Consider the following 17,197-nt stretch of genomic DNA (forward strand, 5'->3'; position numbering starts at 1 on the left):
CCCCTTCCCCTGAAATGCCGGTCAGAGATAATCCAACGGCAGTTCCGTCGTGTTCTTGATCTCCTCCATCGCGAAGGAGGAGGAAACATCCGTCATATCGACGGACGCGATCAGGCGTTTATAGAACCGATCGAAGGCCGGGATATCCGGCACGACCACCTTCAACATGTAATCGATCTCACCCGACATGCGATAGAACTCCACCACCTCCGGGAAGGTGCGCACCGCGGCCGCGAAACGGTCGAGCCATTCCGCGTTATGCTGTGCCGTGCGCACGGCGACGAAGACGGTGGTTCCCAACCCGATACGGTCCGGTGCCAGCAACGCGACGCGCCCCCGGATCACCCCCGCCTCCTCCAACGCGCGCACCCGGCGCCAACACGGCGTGGTGGAAAGCCCCACCCGTGCCGCCAGATCCGTCATCGACAAAGAGGCATCGCCCTGAAGCGCCGCCAAAATCCGCCGGTCGATCGCGTCAAGTTTTCTTGCATCTGAACTCATTCAGATAAAATTTACCAATAAACAGACAATGTGAAGAATTTTTTTTCTGGGAACTCTCTCAAACGGAGAGAACTTCGAAAACATATTGCCGCCAGGAAGCCATAGAGTCCCCCATGATTTCCCCGATCCGAAAGGAGCGCGCCATGCCCCGCCCCGCCGTTTCCCACCTAACCGCACCGTTCACCGATCATCCGGCCAGCGTGGGGGAGAGCTATGGCGCGCATATGCTCCACGCGCTGTCCTTCGCCGGCAGCCTGGCGGTGGCGGCGGGCGCATGCCTGGTGCATGCCTTCCTGCCCTTCCTGTGTGTCAAATCGGGCAGCCGGCGCATCACGGCGCTGCACGACCGGATGGTGACGAACCGGGTTCGGACGCCGGCGGCTAGGCCGTCTCGTCCGCCGTCCCATTCCGGGAAAGATGCAACCAATCGGGCGGCGCGGGCGTAAGGGGGACGCCGTCCGCCTCAAGCGGCTTGCCGCTCTCCTCGGCGGAGGCGACGGCCTTCAACCGCAACAGCGCGAGACCCCATTCCCCGACGGCGCTGTGGAGGGTTCCGGCCTCCTTCCCACCCAACGTGACGATGGACCCGGTGGCGGGCATCGACGCGCCGTTTTCCATGACGCGCACGGGCATCAGGCGCTTCTTGACCAAGCCGCGATATTTCGTCCGGGCCGTCAGTTCCTGGCCCATGTAGCAGCCTTTCCTCCAATCGATTCCGCCCAGCTCGTCGAAGCCGTTCTCCAGCAGGATCGCCTTGTCCACCTCGATATCCCGGCTGCCGTCCGGCAGGCCGAGCGGCAGGCGGATCGCGTCCCAATCGGCCAGATTGCCGGGGGCGAAACCGGCTTCCTCCAGAAACGCGCGTCCAGCCTCCGCCGGGGCAATCACCACCGCGCCGGCGCGCGCATCGCGCGGATCGACGAAGGCGACACCGCCCGGCACCGCCCGGGCCGCGCCCCCCGTTTCAGGCAGGCCCAGGGCGGCCGCCGCCCCCTTCCCCGCCACCAGGAAGACCGCGAGGTCGCGGGCGATATCCAGCTTCACGGTCGAGCGCAACACATAGCGGCGCAGCGTCATGCCCAAATCCATCAACCGATCCCCCGCCTCGCAGAGGATCAGGAAGCGCGAGGCCCCGTCCGGCGCGCCCGGATCGTCCAGCAGGAAGAAGTCATGCCGGTATTTGCCCTGCGGCGTCAGCAGGGCCGACCAGATCGCCCGCTCGCCCGACGCCCGCGCCACGTCGTTGGAGATCAGGCCCTGAAGGAATTCGACACGGTCCGCGCCCGCGACGGTCATCAAACCGCGGTCGGCGCGCTCGACATAGAAACGCTCGCTCATCTTCCGCCCTTCCGGTCAACTTCGCCCCGCTGTCATGCCGGGTGCGTTGGGACTCGCCATGTCGAATGTGGCGCGGCCATCGGCGGGGTACAAGACGGCGGTTCCCGTACCGAACGGTTGCCCGACGGTTGGCAGGAACGGTTCGCGACGGTATAGGGCGTGGGATTCATCCCTTAATGCCTTGCCGACGCCAGCAACCGAGGCCGCTTCGGACCATGCGCCTGCTCTTCATCACCTCCAATCGAATCGGCGACGCGGTGCTGTCCACCGGCTTGCTCGCGCATCTGATCGCGGAGGCCCGGGACCAGGGCGGGATGCCGGAAGTCACGGTCGCGGCCGGCCCGGCCTCCACGCCACTTTTCGCCGGGGTGCCGGGCCTCGCGGGCGTCATCCCCATGCACAAGCGCAAGGGGGGGCTGCATTGGTTCCGGCTTCTGGCGCGGGTCGGCTGGCAGCGCTGGGATGTGGTCGTGGATCTGCGCCGCTCCGCGCTGGCCTATTGCCTGCGCGCCGACCGACGCCTGATCGTGCCGAAGTCGAACAGACCGCTGCATCGCGTGCACCTTCTCGCCCGCATGATCGGGCGGGAGGCGGCCCCGCCCGCCCCTACCCTCTGGCCGACCGACGCCGCGCGCGCCGAGGCCGCGCGGCTGGCGCCGGAGGGACCGCCGATCCTCGCCCTCGCGCCCACGGCGAATTGGCGCGGCAAGATCTGGCCGGCGGAGCGGTTCGCGGCCCTGGCCGGCCGGCTGTGCGCAACGGATGGGCCGCTCCCCGGCGCGCGCGTCGCCGTCCTCGGCGGGCCGGGGGAAGACGCGCAGGCCGCGCCCGTGCTCGACGCCATACCGCCGGAGCGCCGCATCGATCTGGTCGGGCGGATCGACCTGCTGACGGCCGCCGCGCTGCTGGAGCGGGCGCGCTTGTTCGTCGGCAATGATTCAGGCCTGATGCATATCGCGGCGGCGATGGGCACGCCAACGCTGGGGTTGTTCGGGCCGTCCAAGACCGAACTCTACGCCCCCTGGGGACCGCATGCCGCCTATGTCCGCACGCCGGAAAGCTTCGGGGACCTGACCGGCGGCCCGGATTACGACCACCGCACGACGGGCAGCCTGATGGGCGGTCTGACGCTGGAAACGGTGGAGGATGCCGCGCGCGATTTGCTGACCCGCACTGCGCGCGAGGAAGGGAGCCCGCGATGACCGCCACCGGACCAGCCAAGCTCTCCGCCCTCGTCGTCGCGCATAACGAGGAGGCACAGCTCGCCCAATGCCTCGACACGCTGACATTCGCGGATGAACTTGTCGTCGTGCTGGACAAATGCACCGACGGGTCCAAGGCGATCGCGGAGAGCCGCGCCGACCGGATCGTCGAGGGCAGTTGGGATATCGAAGGCGCGCGCCGCAACGCCGGACGCGAGGCTTGCGCCCATGACTGGATCCTGGAACTCGACGCGGACGAACGGGTGACGCCCGACCTGGCGGAGGAAATCCGCGCCGCTCTTTCGCAGCATGACGACGGCTATTTCCTCATCCCCTTCGACAATTATGTCGGCGACCGGCTGGTCCGGCATGGCTGGGGCGCGGCCTGGGGCGTCTCGGCGGCGGCGCGGCTATCGCGCAAGGACAGCAAGCGCTGGGGCATGGAACGGGTGCATCCGGGCCTGGAACTGACCGGGCCGGAACGACGGTTGCAGCACCGCATCCTGCATTACGTGGACCGCGACATCTCCGACATGATCCGGCGGCTCGACCGCTACACCACGGCGAAGGCCCGCGACTTGCGTGATAATCCGGATGGCGTGGGCTTTGCCCGCAATGTACGGCGTATCTTCTCGCGGTTTTACAAATGTTACGTCGGCCGGAAAGGGTATAAGGAAGGGAAGTACGGGTTCCTGATCGCGCTCTTCGCCGGTCTCTATCCCATCCTGTCCTATCTCAAGGCGACGCTGGAGGACGAGTGACGCGGATCCTGCAAGCGATGGCGGGTGCGCCTGTCGGCGGGGCGGAGGCCTTCTTCACCCGCCTCGTGCCGGCGCTCGCCCGCGCGGGCCAGCAGCAACTCGCCGTCATCCGCACCCATGCCCCGCGCGAGCATCTGCTGCGCGACGCGGGGGTGGAGACGGTCGCCCTGCCCTTCCGGGGCCGCCCGGACTTCATCAGCCCCTGGCTCTTCAAGCGCGCGGCGCGGCGCTACCGGCCGGATATCGTGCTGACCTGGATGAATCGGGCGACCCGCGCCGCGCCCGCCGGTCCCTGGACCTTCGCGGCGCGCCTCGGCGGCTATTACGATCTGAAGCATTATCGGCGGTGCGATCATCTGATCGGCAATACGGAGGATATACGCCGCTATCTGATCGACAAGGGCTGGCCCAAGGACCGCGTCTGGTACCTGCCGAATTTCGTCGATGCCCAGGCGATGCCGCCCGTCAACAAGGCCGATCTCGACACGCCGGACGAGGCGCCCCTGCTGCTGTGCCTCGGGCGCCTGCATCGCAACAAGGGATTCGACGTGGCGCTCGCCGCGCTTGCCCAATTGCCGGGCGCCTATCTCTGGATCGCCGGGATCGGGCCGGAGGAAGCGCGCCTCAAGGCCCTGGCCGGCGAACTCGGCGTCGCCGGCAGGGTACGGTTCCTCGGCTGGCGCGCCGACGTGCCCGCCCTCTTCGCCAGCGCGGATATCTTCCTCTGCTCCTCGCGGCACGAGCCGCTCGGCAACATGGTGATCGAGGCCTGGGCCCACGGCGTGCCGGTCGTCGCCGCCGCGTCCCAGGGGCCGCGCCAATTGATCGTGGACGGCCGGACCGGCCTTCTGGCGGCGAACGAGGATGCGGACGCGCTCGCCCGGGCGGCGGGACGGGTCATCGCGGACCCGGCGCTCGGCGTCGATTTGGCCAGCCAGGGGCGGGAAGTCTTCCAATCCCGCTATGACGAGGCGACGGTCGTCGCCGCTTATCAGGACTTCTTCGAACGGGTAAGGCCCGGCAGCCCCGAGGCACCCGCGCGCGCGGCATCGGATATGGGCGGCGCCGGCTGATGTGTGGAATCGCCGGCATCATGACGCGCGACGGCAGCGCGCCGGACGGACACGCGCTCGATGCGTTGCTGACGGCGCTTGCCCATCGCGGCCCGGATGGGGAGGGACGCTACCTCTCCGGCGGCGTGGCGCTGCTCCAGACGCGTCTCGCCATCATCGATCTGGCGACGGGCGACCAACCGCTTTACGAGCCCGGCGGCGCCGCCCTCGTCGCCAATGGCGAGATCTATAACTATGTCGAACTTCGCGACGAGATGGGGGACCAGGCCCCCTTCAAGACGCAGTCCGATTGCGAGGTACCGCTGCATCTCTATCGTCGCGATGGGTTGGATTTCGCCGAGCGCCTGCGCGGCATGTATGCCATCGCGATTCACGACCCGTCCGCGGACGGGCGGTTGGTGTTGAGCCGCGATCCCTTCGGGATCAAGCCGCTCTATTATGTGCAGACCGATAGCCATTTCGCCTTCGCGAGCGAGCCCGGCGCCCTGATCGCCGCCGGGCTCGTATCCGGGGGGCCGCGCATCGACGACGATGCGCGCCATGTCATGCTGCAACTGAAGTTCGGTTGCGGCGAGACGACGCCGATCCAGGGAATCCGCCGCGTGCTGCCGGGCGAGACCATCGTCGTCCAACGCGGTCGCGTGATCGAACGCCGCCTGCGCCATGCCCTGCCCCCCGGCGGGCCGGAGACGATCGACGAGGACGCGGCGATCGACCGCCTGGACCGCGCGCTGACCGACAGCGTTTCGATGCATCAGCGCTCCGACGTGCCCTATGGCCTGTTTCTTTCCGGTGGCGTCGACTCCAGCGCGATTCTGGCGACGATGGCGGCGCTCAACGAGCGGCCGGTCGTCGCCTATACGGCCGGCTTCGCCGGCGGGCATGTCCATGACGAGCGCGATCACGCCCGCATGCTGGCCCGCCATGTGGGCGCGGAGCATCATGAGATCGAGTTCTGCGAGGAGGATTTCTGGCAGTCCCTGCCCCGTATAGCCGAGGCGATGGACGACCCGGCGGCGGACTATGCGATCCTGCCGACCTACAAGCTGGCCGAACGCGCGGCCCAGGACCTCAAGGTCGTGCTCTGCGGCGAGGGTGGGGATGAGCTATTCGCCGGCTATGGCCGCTATCGCGCGCTCCGCCGGCCGTGGTGGCTGGGCGGGCGCGGCATCCGGCACCGGGGGTTGTTCGACGGCCTCGGCATATTGCGCGAGGAGGGGCGCCCCTGGCGCGACGCGATCGCCGGGCAGGAGGCGCTCGGCGCGGGCGAGGGCCGCAACCGCCTGCAAACGGCGCAGGCGATCGATTGCGCCGACTGGCTATCGAACGATCTGCTGACCAAGCTCGACCGTTGCCTGATGGCGCATGGGCTGGAGGGGCGCACGCCCTTCCTCGATCCGGAGGTGGCGGCCGCCGCCTTCCGCCTGCCCGATCGCCTGAAGATCCGGGGATCGCGCGGCAAATGGTTGCTGCGCAAGTGGCTTGAGCGCCGGCTGCCGGAGGCCCGCCCCTTCGCGCGCAAACGCGGCTTCAAGGTACCGGTCGGCCCATGGATCGCGCGGGAAGGCAGACGCCTGGGCCCGCTGGTGGCGCGCCAGGCCTCCGTCGCGGCGGTGGCCAAGCCGGAGGCGGTCGCCGGCCTGTTCGAGAAGGCCGACGGCCGGCGCGAGGGGCAAGCGGCCTGGACACTGCTCTTCTATGCCTTGTGGCATGCGGCGGTGATCGAACGGCGGCCGACGACCGGCCGCGATGTCTTCGCCATGCTGGAGGAAGGGTAGAGAACATTGACCGGGAGCTTGACCATCCGCCGGCCCGACGACTGGCACCTGCATGTGCGCGACGGGGCGATCCTGGATGCGGTCGTACCGCACACGGCGCGACAATTCGCGCGCGCCATCATCATGCCGAATCTCGTGCCGCCCGCGACGACGACGGAACTGATCACCGCCTATCGCGACCGAATCGTCGCGGCCATCCCGGCAGGCGCGGATTTCACCCCTCTGATGACCGCCTATCTCACGGACAAGACGGATCCGGACGATCTGGCGGCGGGACATGAGGCAGGCGTCATCACGGCGGCCAAGCTCTACCCCGCCGGCGCCACGACAAATTCCGACAGCGGTGTCACCGATATCGCGGCGATCATGCCCGTGCTGCGGCGCATGGCGGAAATCGGCATGCCGCTTCTCGTCCATGGCGAGGTGACCGACGCGGAGATCGATATCTTCGACCGCGAGGCCGTCTTCATCGAACGCACGCTGAAGCCGCTGATGGACCGCCTGCCGGATCTCAAAATCGTGCTGGAGCATATCACCACGGCGGAGGCGGCGGAGACCGTGCGCCAAGGCGGCGAGACGCTGGCCGCGACGATCACGCCACATCACCTGATGATCAACCGCACGGACATTTTCCGGGGCGGTATCCGACCGCATCTCTATTGCCTGCCGATCGCCAAGCGGGAGATACATAGGCTGGCGATCCGTGCGCTCGCGACCTCGGGCCACCCGCGCGTGTTCCTCGGCACCGACAGCGCGCCCCACCCGATCGGCGCGAAGGAGAGCTCCTGCGGCTGCGCCGGCATCTTCAGCGCCCCGACGGCGGTCGAACTCTATGCCCAGGTCTTCGAGGAGGACAATGCGCTCGACCGGCTCGAATCCTTCGCCAGCCTGAACGGTCCGGCCTTCTACGGTCTGCCGGTCAACCAGGCCACGGTCACGCTGTACCGAGAGGAAACCGTGGTCCCCGATGAAATCTCGATCGACGAGGCCACGCGCATTCGCCCGTTCCGGTCGGGCGAAACCCTGGCCTGGCGCTTGCGCTGATCCGCGCCGATCCGACCGTTCAGAGACTGCGCAGCAGATCGCGGGCGAAGCGTTCGCGATTGGAATCGGGGGGCCCCACGAGCAGGAACTGATAAAGCAGCGCGACGGCCCTGCCCTTCAGCGCCGCATCCAGCACGAAACCGAGCTTGCCGAGCTCTTCCTCCAACACGGTCACCGCCTCGGCAAGCAGAACCGGATCCGGCATGGCGTCGGGGACGATTTCATCCTCCATGAGGCCGGCCCGCGGCCTCGCCGGCGACGACGCGCCTCCCATCGACGCTACCGGGCGCACATCCTCGGCCGGCGGGGGATCAGCCACTCCATCCTCCGCGAAGACAGGATGGCGGCCGCTCGCCAGCCAATCGACGCGAACGCCCGCACGCTCGCACAACGCGACGATCGGCATCAGGGGCGGTTTCGTCTCCCCTTTCAAATAGCGATAGATCATATCCTCCGACACACCCATGGCGTCGGCGGCTGCCTTCTTCGACCCGATCAGCGCGCACACCTGCCGCAACCGGTCGCCAAGCCCAGCGGAATCCAAATCCATCAACGATAATCCTCCCCCGACACTTCTCACTATTATGACACAAGCCATCCGCGCGAATAAGACTATATCGAAACATCTATGCATTGATTATACGCAAATATGCGGATAATCTCCACCAACCAACAGGGGGTGTTTTGCATATCTGCGGGTGGTCGCCGCTCCATATGCGTGCATGAGATTTTCATGCCGCGACCATCGAAGGCGAGACGCTCCTCCCGCTTTTTCGCATCGCGACGGGTCTTTACGGATTCTCGGATGCGGGCCACAAGAAGGAGTTGCATCAATGGCGAATGGCAAGCATCCCGTCGACGTGGCGGTCGGGGGACGAGTACGCGAGTTGCGCATCCGGGCCGGCATGTCCCAGACCAAGCTGGGCGAGGCGCTCGGGGTGAGCTTTCAGCAAATTCAGAAATATGAGAACGGGGCCAACCGCATGGGCGCATCGCGCCTCGTCCAGATCGCGACCGCCTTGAACGTGCCGCTGGCGCACCTCTTCGTCGGCGTCTCCCCCCAGGGCGAGGAGCCGGAGACGGCACCGCTGGACAAGGAAGCCTCCAAGGTGGCCCGCGATTGGGCCGCGATCCCCGACCAGAATATGCGCGACACGCTGCGCAAGGTCGTGAAGAGCATGGCCCGCGCGGAGGCATGACCCGCGCCCCGACGCCTGCGGCATGAAGATAGCGGCGGCGCACCGCGCCCGGTTCCGGGGATATGATATCGTCGGACCCTACAGGTCGCCGCCGCGCTTCTTATAACCGGCCACCGCGTTCGCGATCTCGTTCGAGATGGCGGCCGAACTCTCGTCCGGGTGAAGCGCCACGACGATTGCTTCCGAGAGAGGTTTTAGCAAATCGACCTCTTTCTTCTCCGGCTGCTCCACCGTCTCGCGTATCGACGCGGTAACGCGAATGAGGGAGGTGCACAAATCGGAGACATGGGTCCATTTGGTATCCTTTACCCGCTCCGCCGTGTCGCGGCCGACCTCGGTCAACCTCTCCAGCCCGTTGAGCAGGGTCGCGGAAATCCCTGACTTGCGAAATTCCGGCAGCACGATCTCGACCAGGAAGGCGATCTGGAAGGCATTACGTTTCAGCTTCTGGTCGTTGATCGACCGCTGTGCCTCCTCGATCGCGCGCGCAAGTTCGGCGCGGTCTATCTGCTCTCCCCGAATCTTCGCGCGCAACGTATTCGGCACGTCGATGCGCGGAATATCGCTTGGCCGGGATTCGTCCTTCCGCCGGTCGGGACCGATATAGTCGCTGGTCACCACGAAGGGCTTACGCGCGCGCACGAGGACACGGATACGCTCCAGTATCTGTCCCGGGCTCAACGGTTTCACCATGATATCGTCGGTCCCGCTGGACGCGACGCGACGAACGACGGATTGGGTCGGCTCCCAGATCGTCACGATGACGGGCACGAAGGGATTCTCACCCAACTTACCGTGCCGGATTTCCTGAATCATCGCGTCGGCGGCCCCGGAATCCATTTCCGAATCGAGAATCAGCAGATCCGGCTGGGCCTTCAGGACTGCCTCCCGCAGGCTCTTGGTCCGATCGAAATCGACGATTCCCTCGAACCCTTCCCGGCTCAAGGCCGTTCGCAGGGCCTGCCGTAGGGAACCCTCCGGCTCTCCGAAGAGAATTCGGGCGCTGGCCGCGAAGCCATTCTTCTGCCGTTGCTCGAAAATGGCCATGATCGCCCGACACCCTCAAACCATGCATCATGGCCCGCCCCTCCGCGAGGGGCGTCGGCCGGACGGGCCGTACCCCCATAACCAACCCGACGGCTCGGCGGGCGGCCCCCTCACCCGCGACTATAACCGTAAATCCGACCGGAAGCATCTTCCCCGCCGCACAAAAATGACGAAATGGCGAATACTTTCCGCGACGGGACGCCCATGCCATTCTTGCTCCTCCCATCGTGCCGATACCCTGGAACATCTCTGAAGACAGCCCTGGAGAACCGGCTTTTCCGAAAGGCTCACCACCATGACGGCACGCGAAATCGGGGACGAGGCGCGACCACGCGCGGCCCGGCCCGGTGATATCGAGGCGCTTACGGACCTCTACACCGCGTTCTACCGCGAGGACGGCATTGCCGCCGATCCGGCGCGCATCCGCCGCAATCTGGCGACCATGCTGCGGGACGACCGAGCCCGCATCCTTGTCGCGCCCCATGAGGGCGTGCCCATCGGCATGGCATCGGCCACCCTCACCTTCGGGATCGAGTTCGGCTGGGCGGCGGAGGTCGAGGATCTTTATGTCGATCCCGCCCATCGCGGACGCGGGCTGGCCCGGCGCCTCGTCGTCAACATCATGGAATGGGCGCGCGTGCGTGGCGCGGAGGAGATCATCCTGATCATCACGCCCGAGGCGGAGCGCGCGCAGGGCCTGACCCGCTTCTACCGTAAGCTGGGATTCAGCGAGTCGGGCCGCATCACGATGTATCGCGACGCGGGACTCGATTGACGGAAGACGGACACCTCGGGCTCTGATACGGGCCTACGCGGTCGCTTTCTCCGCCGCGTGCTTCCGCGCGCGGATCGCGGCCTGGGCGGCGGCGAGGCGCGCGATCGGCACCCGGAAGGGCGAGCAAGAGACATAATCCAGCCCGACCCGTTCGCAGAAACCGACCGAGGACGGATCGCCGCCATGTTCGCCGCAAATGCCGAGCTTGATATCGGGACGCGTCCCACGCCCGCGCTCCACGGCGATCTCGATCAACTCCCCGACGCCGGCCTGATCCAGCGTCTGGAAGGGGTCCTGCTCGACGATGCCGCGCTTCTCGTAATTGGTGAGGAAGGCGGAAGCGTCGTCGCGGCTGAGACCGTAGGTCGTCTGCGTCAGATCGTTGGTGCCGAAGGAGAAGAACTCCGCTGTCTCCGCGATATGGTTCGCGGTCAGCGCGGCGCGCGGCAGTTCGATCATCGTGCCGACGACATAGTTGGGGGCCGTGCCCGTCTCCGCCTCGACCGCCTTGGCGACCTTGTCGACCACGGCCTTCAGCAGATCGAGTTCCTTCTTGATGCCGACCAGCGGGATCATCACCTCGCACAGCGGCGGAGCGCCCGTCTCCTCGCCGACCGCGGTCGCGGCCTCGAAGATCGCGCGGGCCTGCATCTCGCAGATTTCCGGGTAGCTGTTGAGCAACCGGCACCCGCGATGGCCCAGCATCGGGTTGGTCTCGTGCAGCGCGGCGGCGCGGGCCTCCACCCGCTCCACCGGCACGCCGGTCGCGCGCGCGACCTCCTCGAATTCCGCCGGCTCGCGCGGCAGGAACTCGTGCAGCGGCGGGTCGAGCAGACGGATCGTCACCGGCTTGCCGCGCATCAGCTTGAAGATCTCGACGAAATCGGCCCGCTGCATCGGCAGGATGCGGCCGAGGGCGTGGCGCCGCCCCGCCTCGTCGCTGGCCAGGATCATCTCGCGCATGGCGACGATGCGGTCGGCCTCGAAGAACATATGCTCCGTGCGGCACAGGCCGATACCCTCGGCGCCGAACTTGGCGGCGGTGGAGACATCCTCCGGCGTCTCGGCATTGGCGCGCACCTTCAGGCGCCGCGCCGCGTCGGCCCAGCCCATGACCCGGGCGAAATCACCCGACAACTCCGGATCGACGGTCGGAACCCGGCCCTCGATCACCTCGCCGGTCGATCCGTCGATGGTGATCCAATCGCCCGCCTTCACCGTGACGCCGGCGATGGAAAAGGCGCCGCCCTTGTAGTCCACCCGGATTTCGCCCGCGCCCGCGACGCAAGGCCGCCCCATGCCGCGCGCGACCACGGCGGCATGGCTGGTCATGCCGCCGCGCGTCGTAAGAATGCCCTGGGCGGCATGCATGCCATGGATATCCTCCGGCGAGGTCTCGACCCGCACCAGCATGACCTGATGGCCTTCCTGGGCGAGCTTCTCCGCCTCGTCCGCCGTGAAGACGACGACACCGGCCGCCGCCCCGGGCGAGGCCGGCAGCCCCTTCGCGATCACCTTGCGCTCCGCCTTGGGGTCGAGGCGCGGATGGAGAATCTGGTCCAGCGACTGCGGCTCCACCCGCATCACCGCCGTCTCCTCGTCGATCAGCCCTTCCTCGACCATGTCGCAGGCGATCTTGATGGCGGCCTGGCTGGTGCGCTTGCCGGCCCGGGTCTGCAACATCCAGAGCTTCTGCTTCTGGACCGTGAACTCGATATCCTGCATGTCGCGGTAATGCGCCTCGAGATTGGCGCGCACCTCGTCGAGCTGACGGAAGACGTCCGGCATCGTCTCCTCCATCGCCGGCAGGTCGCTGCCCTGCTTTTCCCGGCCCGCGATGGTCAGATGCTGCGGCGTGCGGATGCCGGCGACGACATCCTCGCCCTGGGCGTTCACCAGATATTCGCCGTAGAAGATGTTCTCGCCGGTGGAGGGGTCGCGCGTGAAGGCGACGCCGGTCGCGCAATCGTCGCCCATATTGCCGAACACCATGGCCTGGACGTTCACCGCCGTGCCCCACGCCTCGGGAATATCGTGCAGGCGGCGATAGGTCACCGCGCGCGCCGTCTGCCAGGAGCCGAAGACGGCGCCGATCGCCCCCCAAAGCTGTTCCTTCGGGTCCTCCGGGAAGGGGCGGCCCAGCTCATCCTCGACGATTTTCTTATAATCGGTGATCAGACGCTGCAGGTCCGGCGCGTCGAGTTCCGTATCGAGAATCGCGCCCTTGTCCTCCTTCACGACCTCCAGCGCTTCCTCGAACAGATGATGCTCCACGCCGAGGACGACGTCGGAATACATCTGGATGAAGCGGCGGTAGCTGTCATAGGCGAAGCGTTCGTCGCCCGAATGCCGGGCGAGGCCGGCCGTCGTCTCGTCGTTGAGGCCAAGATTGAGGACGGTATCCATCATCCCCGGCATGGAAACCCGCGCGCCCGAGCGGACGGAAACCAGGAGCGGATTCGAGGCATCGCCGAACGTGGCCCCGACGGTCGCCTCGACCTTCGCCAGCCCGGCCTCGACCTCCGACTTCAGGCTTTCCGGATAGGATTCGCCATTGGCGTAATAATAGGTGCAGACCTCCGTCGTGATGGTGAAACCGGGCGGGACCGGTAGACCGATATTCGACATCTCGGCCAGGTTGGCGCCCTTGCCGCCCAGGAGATTGCGCATGTCGGCCCGGCCTTCCGCCGCGCCGTCCCCGAAGCTGTAGACCCATTTCGTCATCGCTTCACCCTTCACCTTCACCCTTCGATCGCGGAGAAATCCGCGACATTTCCCATCACCGTCCGGATACGGGCCAGGAGCGCCAGACGATTGGCGCGCAGATCCGCCTGCTCCGCATTCACGGTCACATCGTCGAAGAAGCCGTCCACCGGACGGCGCAATGCCGCCAGGGCGCGCATCGCGGCCTCGAAATCCTCGCCCTCGATCGCGCGCGCGACCAACCGGCCGGTCTCCTCCAGCGCATGCGCCAGCGACTTTTCCGCCCCCAGCTTAAGGGCGTCGCGGTCCACCGCGCGCGCGCCATAGGAGATATCGTCCTTCTTCTCCTCCGCCTTCAGGATGTTGGCGGCGCGGCGATAGGCGGTCAGCAGGTTGGCGCCGTCCTCGCTCTCCACGAAGCGGGTCAGCGCCGCCACCCGCGCGGACAGGCGCAGCAGATCGTCCTCCGCCTTCAGCGCGAAGACGGCGGAGACCACATCGTGACGCAAGCCCTGGCTGCGATAATGCGCCTTCATCCGATCGGCGAAGAAGCCGAGAAGATCGGCCGAAAGCTCCGACAAATCCCGCACGTCGCCTTCGACATGAGGTTGCTCGGCATAGAGCGCCGCCGCCTCCGCGATCAAGTGCGTCAAGGGCAGGCGCACCCCGTTTTCCAGCACGATCCGGATGATGCCCAGCGCGGCGCGGCGCAGCGCGAACGGATCCTTGGAGCCCGTCGGCTTCTCGTCGATCAGCCAGAAGCCGACCAGCGTGTCGATCTTCTCCGCCAGTGCCAGGGCGGTCGAGACCGGGGCCGACGGGCAGGCGTCGTTCGGGCCGGCGGGCGAATAATGCTCGGCGATGGCGCGGGCCACGCTCTCCGGCTCGTTCTGGGCCAGCGCGTAATAGCGGCCCATGATGCCTTGCAGCTCCGGAAACTCGCCCACCATCTCGGAGACGAGGTCGGCCTTGGACAGGCGCGCGGCGCGGCGTGCCTCGTTCGCCGGACACTTCTCGACATGGCCGGCGATCACCTCGGCCAGCGAGGCGATACGCTCCACCCGCTCCGCGACGGTGCCGAGCTTGGCATGGAAGATCACCTTGCCGAGCTTCGGCAGCCGGTCCTCCAGCTTGGTCGAGAGATCCTGGTCCCAGAAGAACTTGGCATCCGCCAGCCGCGCGCGCAGCACGCGCTCGTTCCCGGCACGGATGCGCGCGCCCTCGTCCGCCGTCTCCATGTTGGCGACGACCGCGAAGCGCGGCGCCAGCGTGCCGTCCGGACGCAACAACGAGAAATACTTCTGATGCCCGCGCATGGAGGCCGTCAGCGCCTCGTCCGGGACGTCCATGAAATCGTCGTCGATCCGCCCGACCAGCACCACCGGCCATTCGACGAGGTTCGTCACCTCGTCGAGCAGCGCCGGATCCTCCTTCACCGTCAGCCCTTCGCGGTCGGCGGCGGTGCGGATCTGATCCTGGATCGACTGCTTGCGCTCCTCGGGGTCGAGCAGAACGTAGGCGTCACGCAGTTTCGCCGCGTAATCGTCAAAGCCGGAAACCTTAAAACTTCCCTCGCCCAAAAACCTATGTCCAATCGATTCCGCCACTATCTGAATTTTCTCAGACTCGGAAACACCGTCATCAAGTCTTTCCCAAGCATCAAGCCTTTCTATCTCAGAAAGATTTCGCCTGTTTATCGTTGGAATCTCTAGCTTTTCACCATGAAATACCGCCAACACTTGGTGAAGAGGGCGAACCCAACGAAATTGCCCTTCACCCCAACGCATAGATTTTGGCCAATACACTCCACGTATAGCAGAACGAACGATCCCCGGCAGCACGTCGGCCGTGGCGCCGCCGGTCTTCTCGATCACGGCGAACCAGACGGGGCCCTTCGGGGTCTCGCGCTGCTCGCACTGGTCGAGGCTGTCGAGGCCGGCGGATTTCAGGAATCCCTCGACCGCCTTGTCCGGCGCGCCGACCTTGGGACCCTTCTTCTCTTCCTTCAGGTCCGGCTGCTTCTCCGGCAGGCCGTCGATGACGAGCGTCAGGCGACGCGGCGTCCAGAAACAACGCGTCTCGCCATGCTCCAGATTGGCCGCCTTCAAGGCGTCGGTGACGAGGCGGCGTAAATCCTCCGCCGCCGGACGTTGCATGCGCGCCGGAATTTCCTCCGAGAACAACTCGATCAGAAGTTCAGCCACGGCGCCGGTTCTCCATCGCCCGCGCCAGGGGCAGACGGTACCAACCGCGCCCATGGCCACCGCCGGTCAGGGGCAGCGGCAGGGTGCCGGACGCCTTTCCGCCCGGGGCCCGCGCCTCTTCACGGGGACGGGGCGGGATGGGCGACGGTTTCGACGCGACCGACATCTCGGCCGCCGCGCGGGTTCCGGACATGCTTAAAGCTCCCCCTGGCTTTTCAGCCACGCTTCCGCGCACGCCTTGGCCAGCGCGCGCACCCGGCCGATATAGGCCTGCCGCTCGGTCACCGAGATCACGCCGCGCGCATCCAGAAGATTGAAGAGATGGCTCGCCTTAAGACATTGATCATAGGCGGGCAGTGCCACCCCCCCGTCGACGAGACGCGCGCATTCGGCCTCCGCGTCCACGAAATGGCGCAGCACCATGTCGGTGTCGGCCAGTTCGAAATTATGGCGGGAATACTCGACCTCCGCCTGATGATAGATATCGCCATAGGTCATCGTCTCGTTGAAGGCGAGGTCGTAGACGTTCTCGACCCCCTGCACATACATCGCGAGACGTTCGAGCCCATAGGTCAGTTCCGTCGAGACCGGATTGCAATCGAAGCCGCCGACCTGCTGGAAATAGGTGAACTGGCTCACCTCCATCCCGTCGCACCAGACCTCCCAGCCAAGGCCCCAGGCGCCGAGCGTCGGGCTTTCCCAATCATCCTCGACGAAGCGGATGTCGTGCACCGACGGGTCGATGCCGATCGCCTCCAGCGAGCCGAGATAGAGATCCTGGCTGTCCGCCGGGGAGGGCTTCATCAGCACCTGATACTGGTAATAATGCTGCAGCCGGTTGGGGTTCTCGCCATAGCGCCCGTCCGTCGGCCGGCGGGACGGCTGCACATAGGCCGCCATCCAAGGCTTCGAGCCGAGCGAGCGCAGGGTCGTCGCCCAATGGAAGGTGCCGGCCCCGACCTCCATGTCATAAGGCTGCAGGATGACGCAGCCCCGATCCGACCAATAACGGTGGAGGGTCAGGATGATGTTCTGAAGCGTCGCCTCGGGCGGGATGCCGAGACGCGCGATGACGCTGTCTGGCCGCGCGGGCGGCGCGGGACTTTGGATGGTCTCGGCCATGGGATAAGGCGTCGTCCTGCTCTACGGGCGGGTAACCGCCGGTGTCGGCCTGCCAAGGTGCGGCGCAACATATCGGTCATGTTGGGGGGAATCAACCGCGTGGACATACCCCGTGACGCGCGGCCGCGCCGATCAATATGGACAGCCCGGCCGGCCGCAATTCTCCACCCCCTCGACCAGGACATAGGCGCTGCATTTCGGACACTGCTCGGTATCCTCGATACGGCCCGCCTCGCCCGGCGCGCCGTCCTTGGCGCGGGTCGCCTTGCGCAGACGCTCGGTGAAGGAGCGCTCGCCCGTCTTGCGCTCGCCCTTCTGCATGCGTTCCAGACGGCCGACATATTTGAAGCCGTACCAGACCGCCGCGACGATCGCCGCCAGGACGAGAAGCTTGGTGAAGGAGAATCCGAACATGCGCGCGATTTAGCGGGCGTTGAGCGGCCGGGTCAA

Annotated in this window: 17 protein-coding genes; 8 read left to right on the forward strand and 9 right to left on the reverse strand. The window is 66.4% G+C overall.

The genetic code is table 11. The features are described 5' to 3' along the window. Window positions 1-21 precede the first annotated feature (21 nt). Window positions 22-501 carry an Lrp/AsnC family transcriptional regulator gene (locus KAJ83_RS08630; protein ID WP_210681635.1) on the reverse strand — a complete coding sequence of 160 codons (480 nt, stop codon included), beginning with the start codon at window positions 499-501 and terminating at the stop codon, window positions 22-24. Window positions 502-644: 143 nt separating this feature from the next. Here KAJ83_RS08630 and KAJ83_RS08635 point away from each other — a divergent pair, with 143 nt between their 5' ends. Continuing rightward, window positions 645-947 carry a DUF6356 family protein gene (locus KAJ83_RS08635; RefSeq protein ID WP_210681636.1) on the forward strand — a complete coding sequence of 101 codons (303 nt, stop codon included), beginning with the start codon at window positions 645-647 and terminating at the stop codon, window positions 945-947. On the opposite strand, the gene ygfZ is transcribed toward KAJ83_RS08635, so the two are convergent. Then, on the reverse strand, window positions 883-1,839 hold the full coding sequence (ygfZ, locus tag KAJ83_RS08640; protein ID WP_210681637.1) for a CAF17-like 4Fe-4S cluster assembly/insertion protein YgfZ: 957 nt from the start codon (window positions 1,837-1,839) through the stop codon (window positions 883-885). The two genes, KAJ83_RS08635 and ygfZ, sit on opposite strands and share 65 nt — an antisense overlap. Window positions 1,840-2,054: 215 nt before the next feature. Between ygfZ and KAJ83_RS08645 the strand changes: the two genes are divergently transcribed. Genes KAJ83_RS08645 through pyrC form a run of 5 tightly spaced genes read left to right on the forward strand, consistent with a single transcriptional unit; the run spans window position 2,055 to window position 7,697 of the window. Next, window positions 2,055-3,041 carry a glycosyltransferase family 9 protein gene (locus KAJ83_RS08645; RefSeq protein WP_210681638.1) on the forward strand — a complete coding sequence of 329 codons (987 nt, stop codon included), beginning with the start codon at window positions 2,055-2,057 and terminating at the stop codon, window positions 3,039-3,041. Then, on the forward strand, window positions 3,038-3,802 hold the full coding sequence (locus KAJ83_RS08650; RefSeq protein ID WP_210681639.1) for a glycosyltransferase family 2 protein: 765 nt from the start codon (window positions 3,038-3,040) through the stop codon (window positions 3,800-3,802). Before KAJ83_RS08645 ends, KAJ83_RS08650 begins: the two co-directional genes overlap by 4 nt. Window positions 3,803-3,819: 17 nt before the next feature. Beyond that, the gene (locus KAJ83_RS08655) at window positions 3,820-4,875 is read left to right on the forward strand and encodes a glycosyltransferase (RefSeq protein WP_210681640.1); all 1,056 of its coding nucleotides are present in this window, start codon (window positions 3,820-3,822) and stop codon (window positions 4,873-4,875) included. Continuing rightward, on the forward strand, window positions 4,875-6,653 hold the full coding sequence (gene asnB / locus KAJ83_RS08660; protein WP_210681641.1) for an asparagine synthase (glutamine-hydrolyzing): 1,779 nt from the start codon (window positions 4,875-4,877) through the stop codon (window positions 6,651-6,653). The genes KAJ83_RS08655 and asnB overlap by 1 nt, the downstream gene beginning before the upstream one ends. A gap of 6 nt (window positions 6,654-6,659) precedes the next feature. Next, window positions 6,660-7,697 carry a dihydroorotase gene (gene pyrC, locus KAJ83_RS08665; RefSeq protein ID WP_210681642.1) on the forward strand — a complete coding sequence of 346 codons (1,038 nt, stop codon included), beginning with the start codon at window positions 6,660-6,662 and terminating at the stop codon, window positions 7,695-7,697. Between the two features lie 19 nt (window positions 7,698-7,716). Here the strand turns inward: pyrC and KAJ83_RS08670 are convergent, their stop codons facing one another. After that, complete coding sequence (locus tag KAJ83_RS08670) at window positions 7,717-8,247, reverse strand: helix-turn-helix domain-containing protein (protein ID WP_210681643.1); 531 nt, start codon at window positions 8,245-8,247, stop codon at window positions 7,717-7,719. A 283-nt stretch (window positions 8,248-8,530) separates the two neighbouring features. Here KAJ83_RS08670 and KAJ83_RS19515 point away from each other — a divergent pair, with 283 nt between their 5' ends. Further along, entirely contained in the window at window positions 8,531-8,896 is a 366-nt protein-coding gene (locus KAJ83_RS19515) for a helix-turn-helix domain-containing protein (RefSeq protein ID WP_210681644.1), read from the forward strand. A 78-nt stretch (window positions 8,897-8,974) separates the two neighbouring features. Here KAJ83_RS19515 and KAJ83_RS08680 read toward each other — a convergent pair whose 3' ends face one another. Next, entirely contained in the window at window positions 8,975-9,943 is a 969-nt protein-coding gene (locus KAJ83_RS08680; RefSeq protein WP_210681645.1) for a response regulator, read from the reverse strand. 295 nt (window positions 9,944-10,238) lie between these two features. On the opposite strand from KAJ83_RS08680, the gene KAJ83_RS08685 reads away from it, so the two are divergent. Further along, entirely contained in the window at window positions 10,239-10,718 is a 480-nt protein-coding gene (locus KAJ83_RS08685) for a GNAT family N-acetyltransferase (RefSeq protein ID WP_210681646.1), read from the forward strand. A gap of 33 nt (window positions 10,719-10,751) precedes the next feature. On the opposite strand, the gene ppdK is transcribed toward KAJ83_RS08685, so the two are convergent. From ppdK to KAJ83_RS08710, 5 genes are all read right to left on the reverse strand, one after another. After that, window positions 10,752-13,442 (reverse strand): pyruvate, phosphate dikinase, encoded by a 2,691-nt coding sequence (gene ppdK, locus KAJ83_RS08690; protein ID WP_210681647.1) that lies wholly within the window; start codon window positions 13,440-13,442, stop codon window positions 10,752-10,754. 17 nt (window positions 13,443-13,459) lie between these two features. After that, complete coding sequence (glyS, locus tag KAJ83_RS08695) at window positions 13,460-15,625, reverse strand: glycine--tRNA ligase subunit beta (RefSeq protein ID WP_343221974.1); 2,166 nt, start codon at window positions 15,623-15,625, stop codon at window positions 13,460-13,462. Then, window positions 15,618-15,818 (reverse strand): hypothetical protein, encoded by a 201-nt coding sequence (locus KAJ83_RS08700; protein ID WP_210681649.1) that lies wholly within the window; start codon window positions 15,816-15,818, stop codon window positions 15,618-15,620. The genes glyS and KAJ83_RS08700 overlap by 8 nt, the downstream gene beginning before the upstream one ends. Before the next feature lie 2 nt (window positions 15,819-15,820). Then, window positions 15,821-16,747, reverse strand: coding sequence for a glycine--tRNA ligase subunit alpha (locus KAJ83_RS08705; RefSeq protein WP_210681650.1), 927 nt, complete (start codon window positions 16,745-16,747; stop codon window positions 15,821-15,823). A 132-nt stretch (window positions 16,748-16,879) separates the two neighbouring features. Further along, a complete protein-coding gene (locus tag KAJ83_RS08710; protein ID WP_210681651.1) occupies window positions 16,880-17,161 on the reverse strand; it encodes a hypothetical protein in 282 nt (93 codons plus the stop codon). Window positions 17,162-17,197: the final 36 nt, after the last annotated feature.

The sequence above is a fragment of the Marivibrio halodurans genome (genome assembly GCF_017963645.1).
GTDB classification, from domain to species: domain Bacteria; phylum Pseudomonadota; class Alphaproteobacteria; order UBA8366; family Aestuariispiraceae; genus Marivibrio; species Marivibrio halodurans.

Coding starts and splice junctions, on each gene's coding strand:
- KAJ83_RS08630 (WP_210681635.1), bottom strand. CDS start 501: ATGAGTTCAGATGCAAGAAAACTTGACGCGATCGACCGGCGGATTTTG.
- KAJ83_RS08635 (WP_210681636.1), top strand. CDS start 645: ATGCCCCGCCCCGCCGTTTCCCACCTAACCGCACCGTTCACCGATCAT.
- ygfZ (WP_210681637.1), bottom strand. CDS start 1,839: ATGAGCGAGCGTTTCTATGTCGAGCGCGCCGACCGCGGTTTGATGACC.
- KAJ83_RS08645 (WP_210681638.1), top strand. CDS start 2,055: ATGCGCCTGCTCTTCATCACCTCCAATCGAATCGGCGACGCGGTGCTG.
- KAJ83_RS08650 (WP_210681639.1), top strand. CDS start 3,038: ATGACCGCCACCGGACCAGCCAAGCTCTCCGCCCTCGTCGTCGCGCAT.
- KAJ83_RS08655 (WP_210681640.1), top strand. CDS start 3,820: ATGGCGGGTGCGCCTGTCGGCGGGGCGGAGGCCTTCTTCACCCGCCTC.
- asnB (WP_210681641.1), top strand. CDS start 4,875: ATGTGTGGAATCGCCGGCATCATGACGCGCGACGGCAGCGCGCCGGAC.
- KAJ83_RS08670 (WP_210681643.1), bottom strand. CDS start 8,247: ATGGATTTGGATTCCGCTGGGCTTGGCGACCGGTTGCGGCAGGTGTGC.
- KAJ83_RS19515 (WP_210681644.1), top strand. CDS start 8,531: ATGGCGAATGGCAAGCATCCCGTCGACGTGGCGGTCGGGGGACGAGTA.
- KAJ83_RS08680 (WP_210681645.1), bottom strand. CDS start 9,943: ATGGCCATTTTCGAGCAACGGCAGAAGAATGGCTTCGCGGCCAGCGCC.
- KAJ83_RS08685 (WP_210681646.1), top strand. CDS start 10,239: ATGACGGCACGCGAAATCGGGGACGAGGCGCGACCACGCGCGGCCCGG.
- ppdK (WP_210681647.1), bottom strand. CDS start 13,442: ATGACGAAATGGGTCTACAGCTTCGGGGACGGCGCGGCGGAAGGCCGG.
- KAJ83_RS08700 (WP_210681649.1), bottom strand. CDS start 15,818: ATGTCCGGAACCCGCGCGGCGGCCGAGATGTCGGTCGCGTCGAAACCG.
- KAJ83_RS08705 (WP_210681650.1), bottom strand. CDS start 16,747: ATGGCCGAGACCATCCAAAGTCCCGCGCCGCCCGCGCGGCCAGACAGC.
- KAJ83_RS08710 (WP_210681651.1), bottom strand. CDS start 17,161: ATGTTCGGATTCTCCTTCACCAAGCTTCTCGTCCTGGCGGCGATCGTC.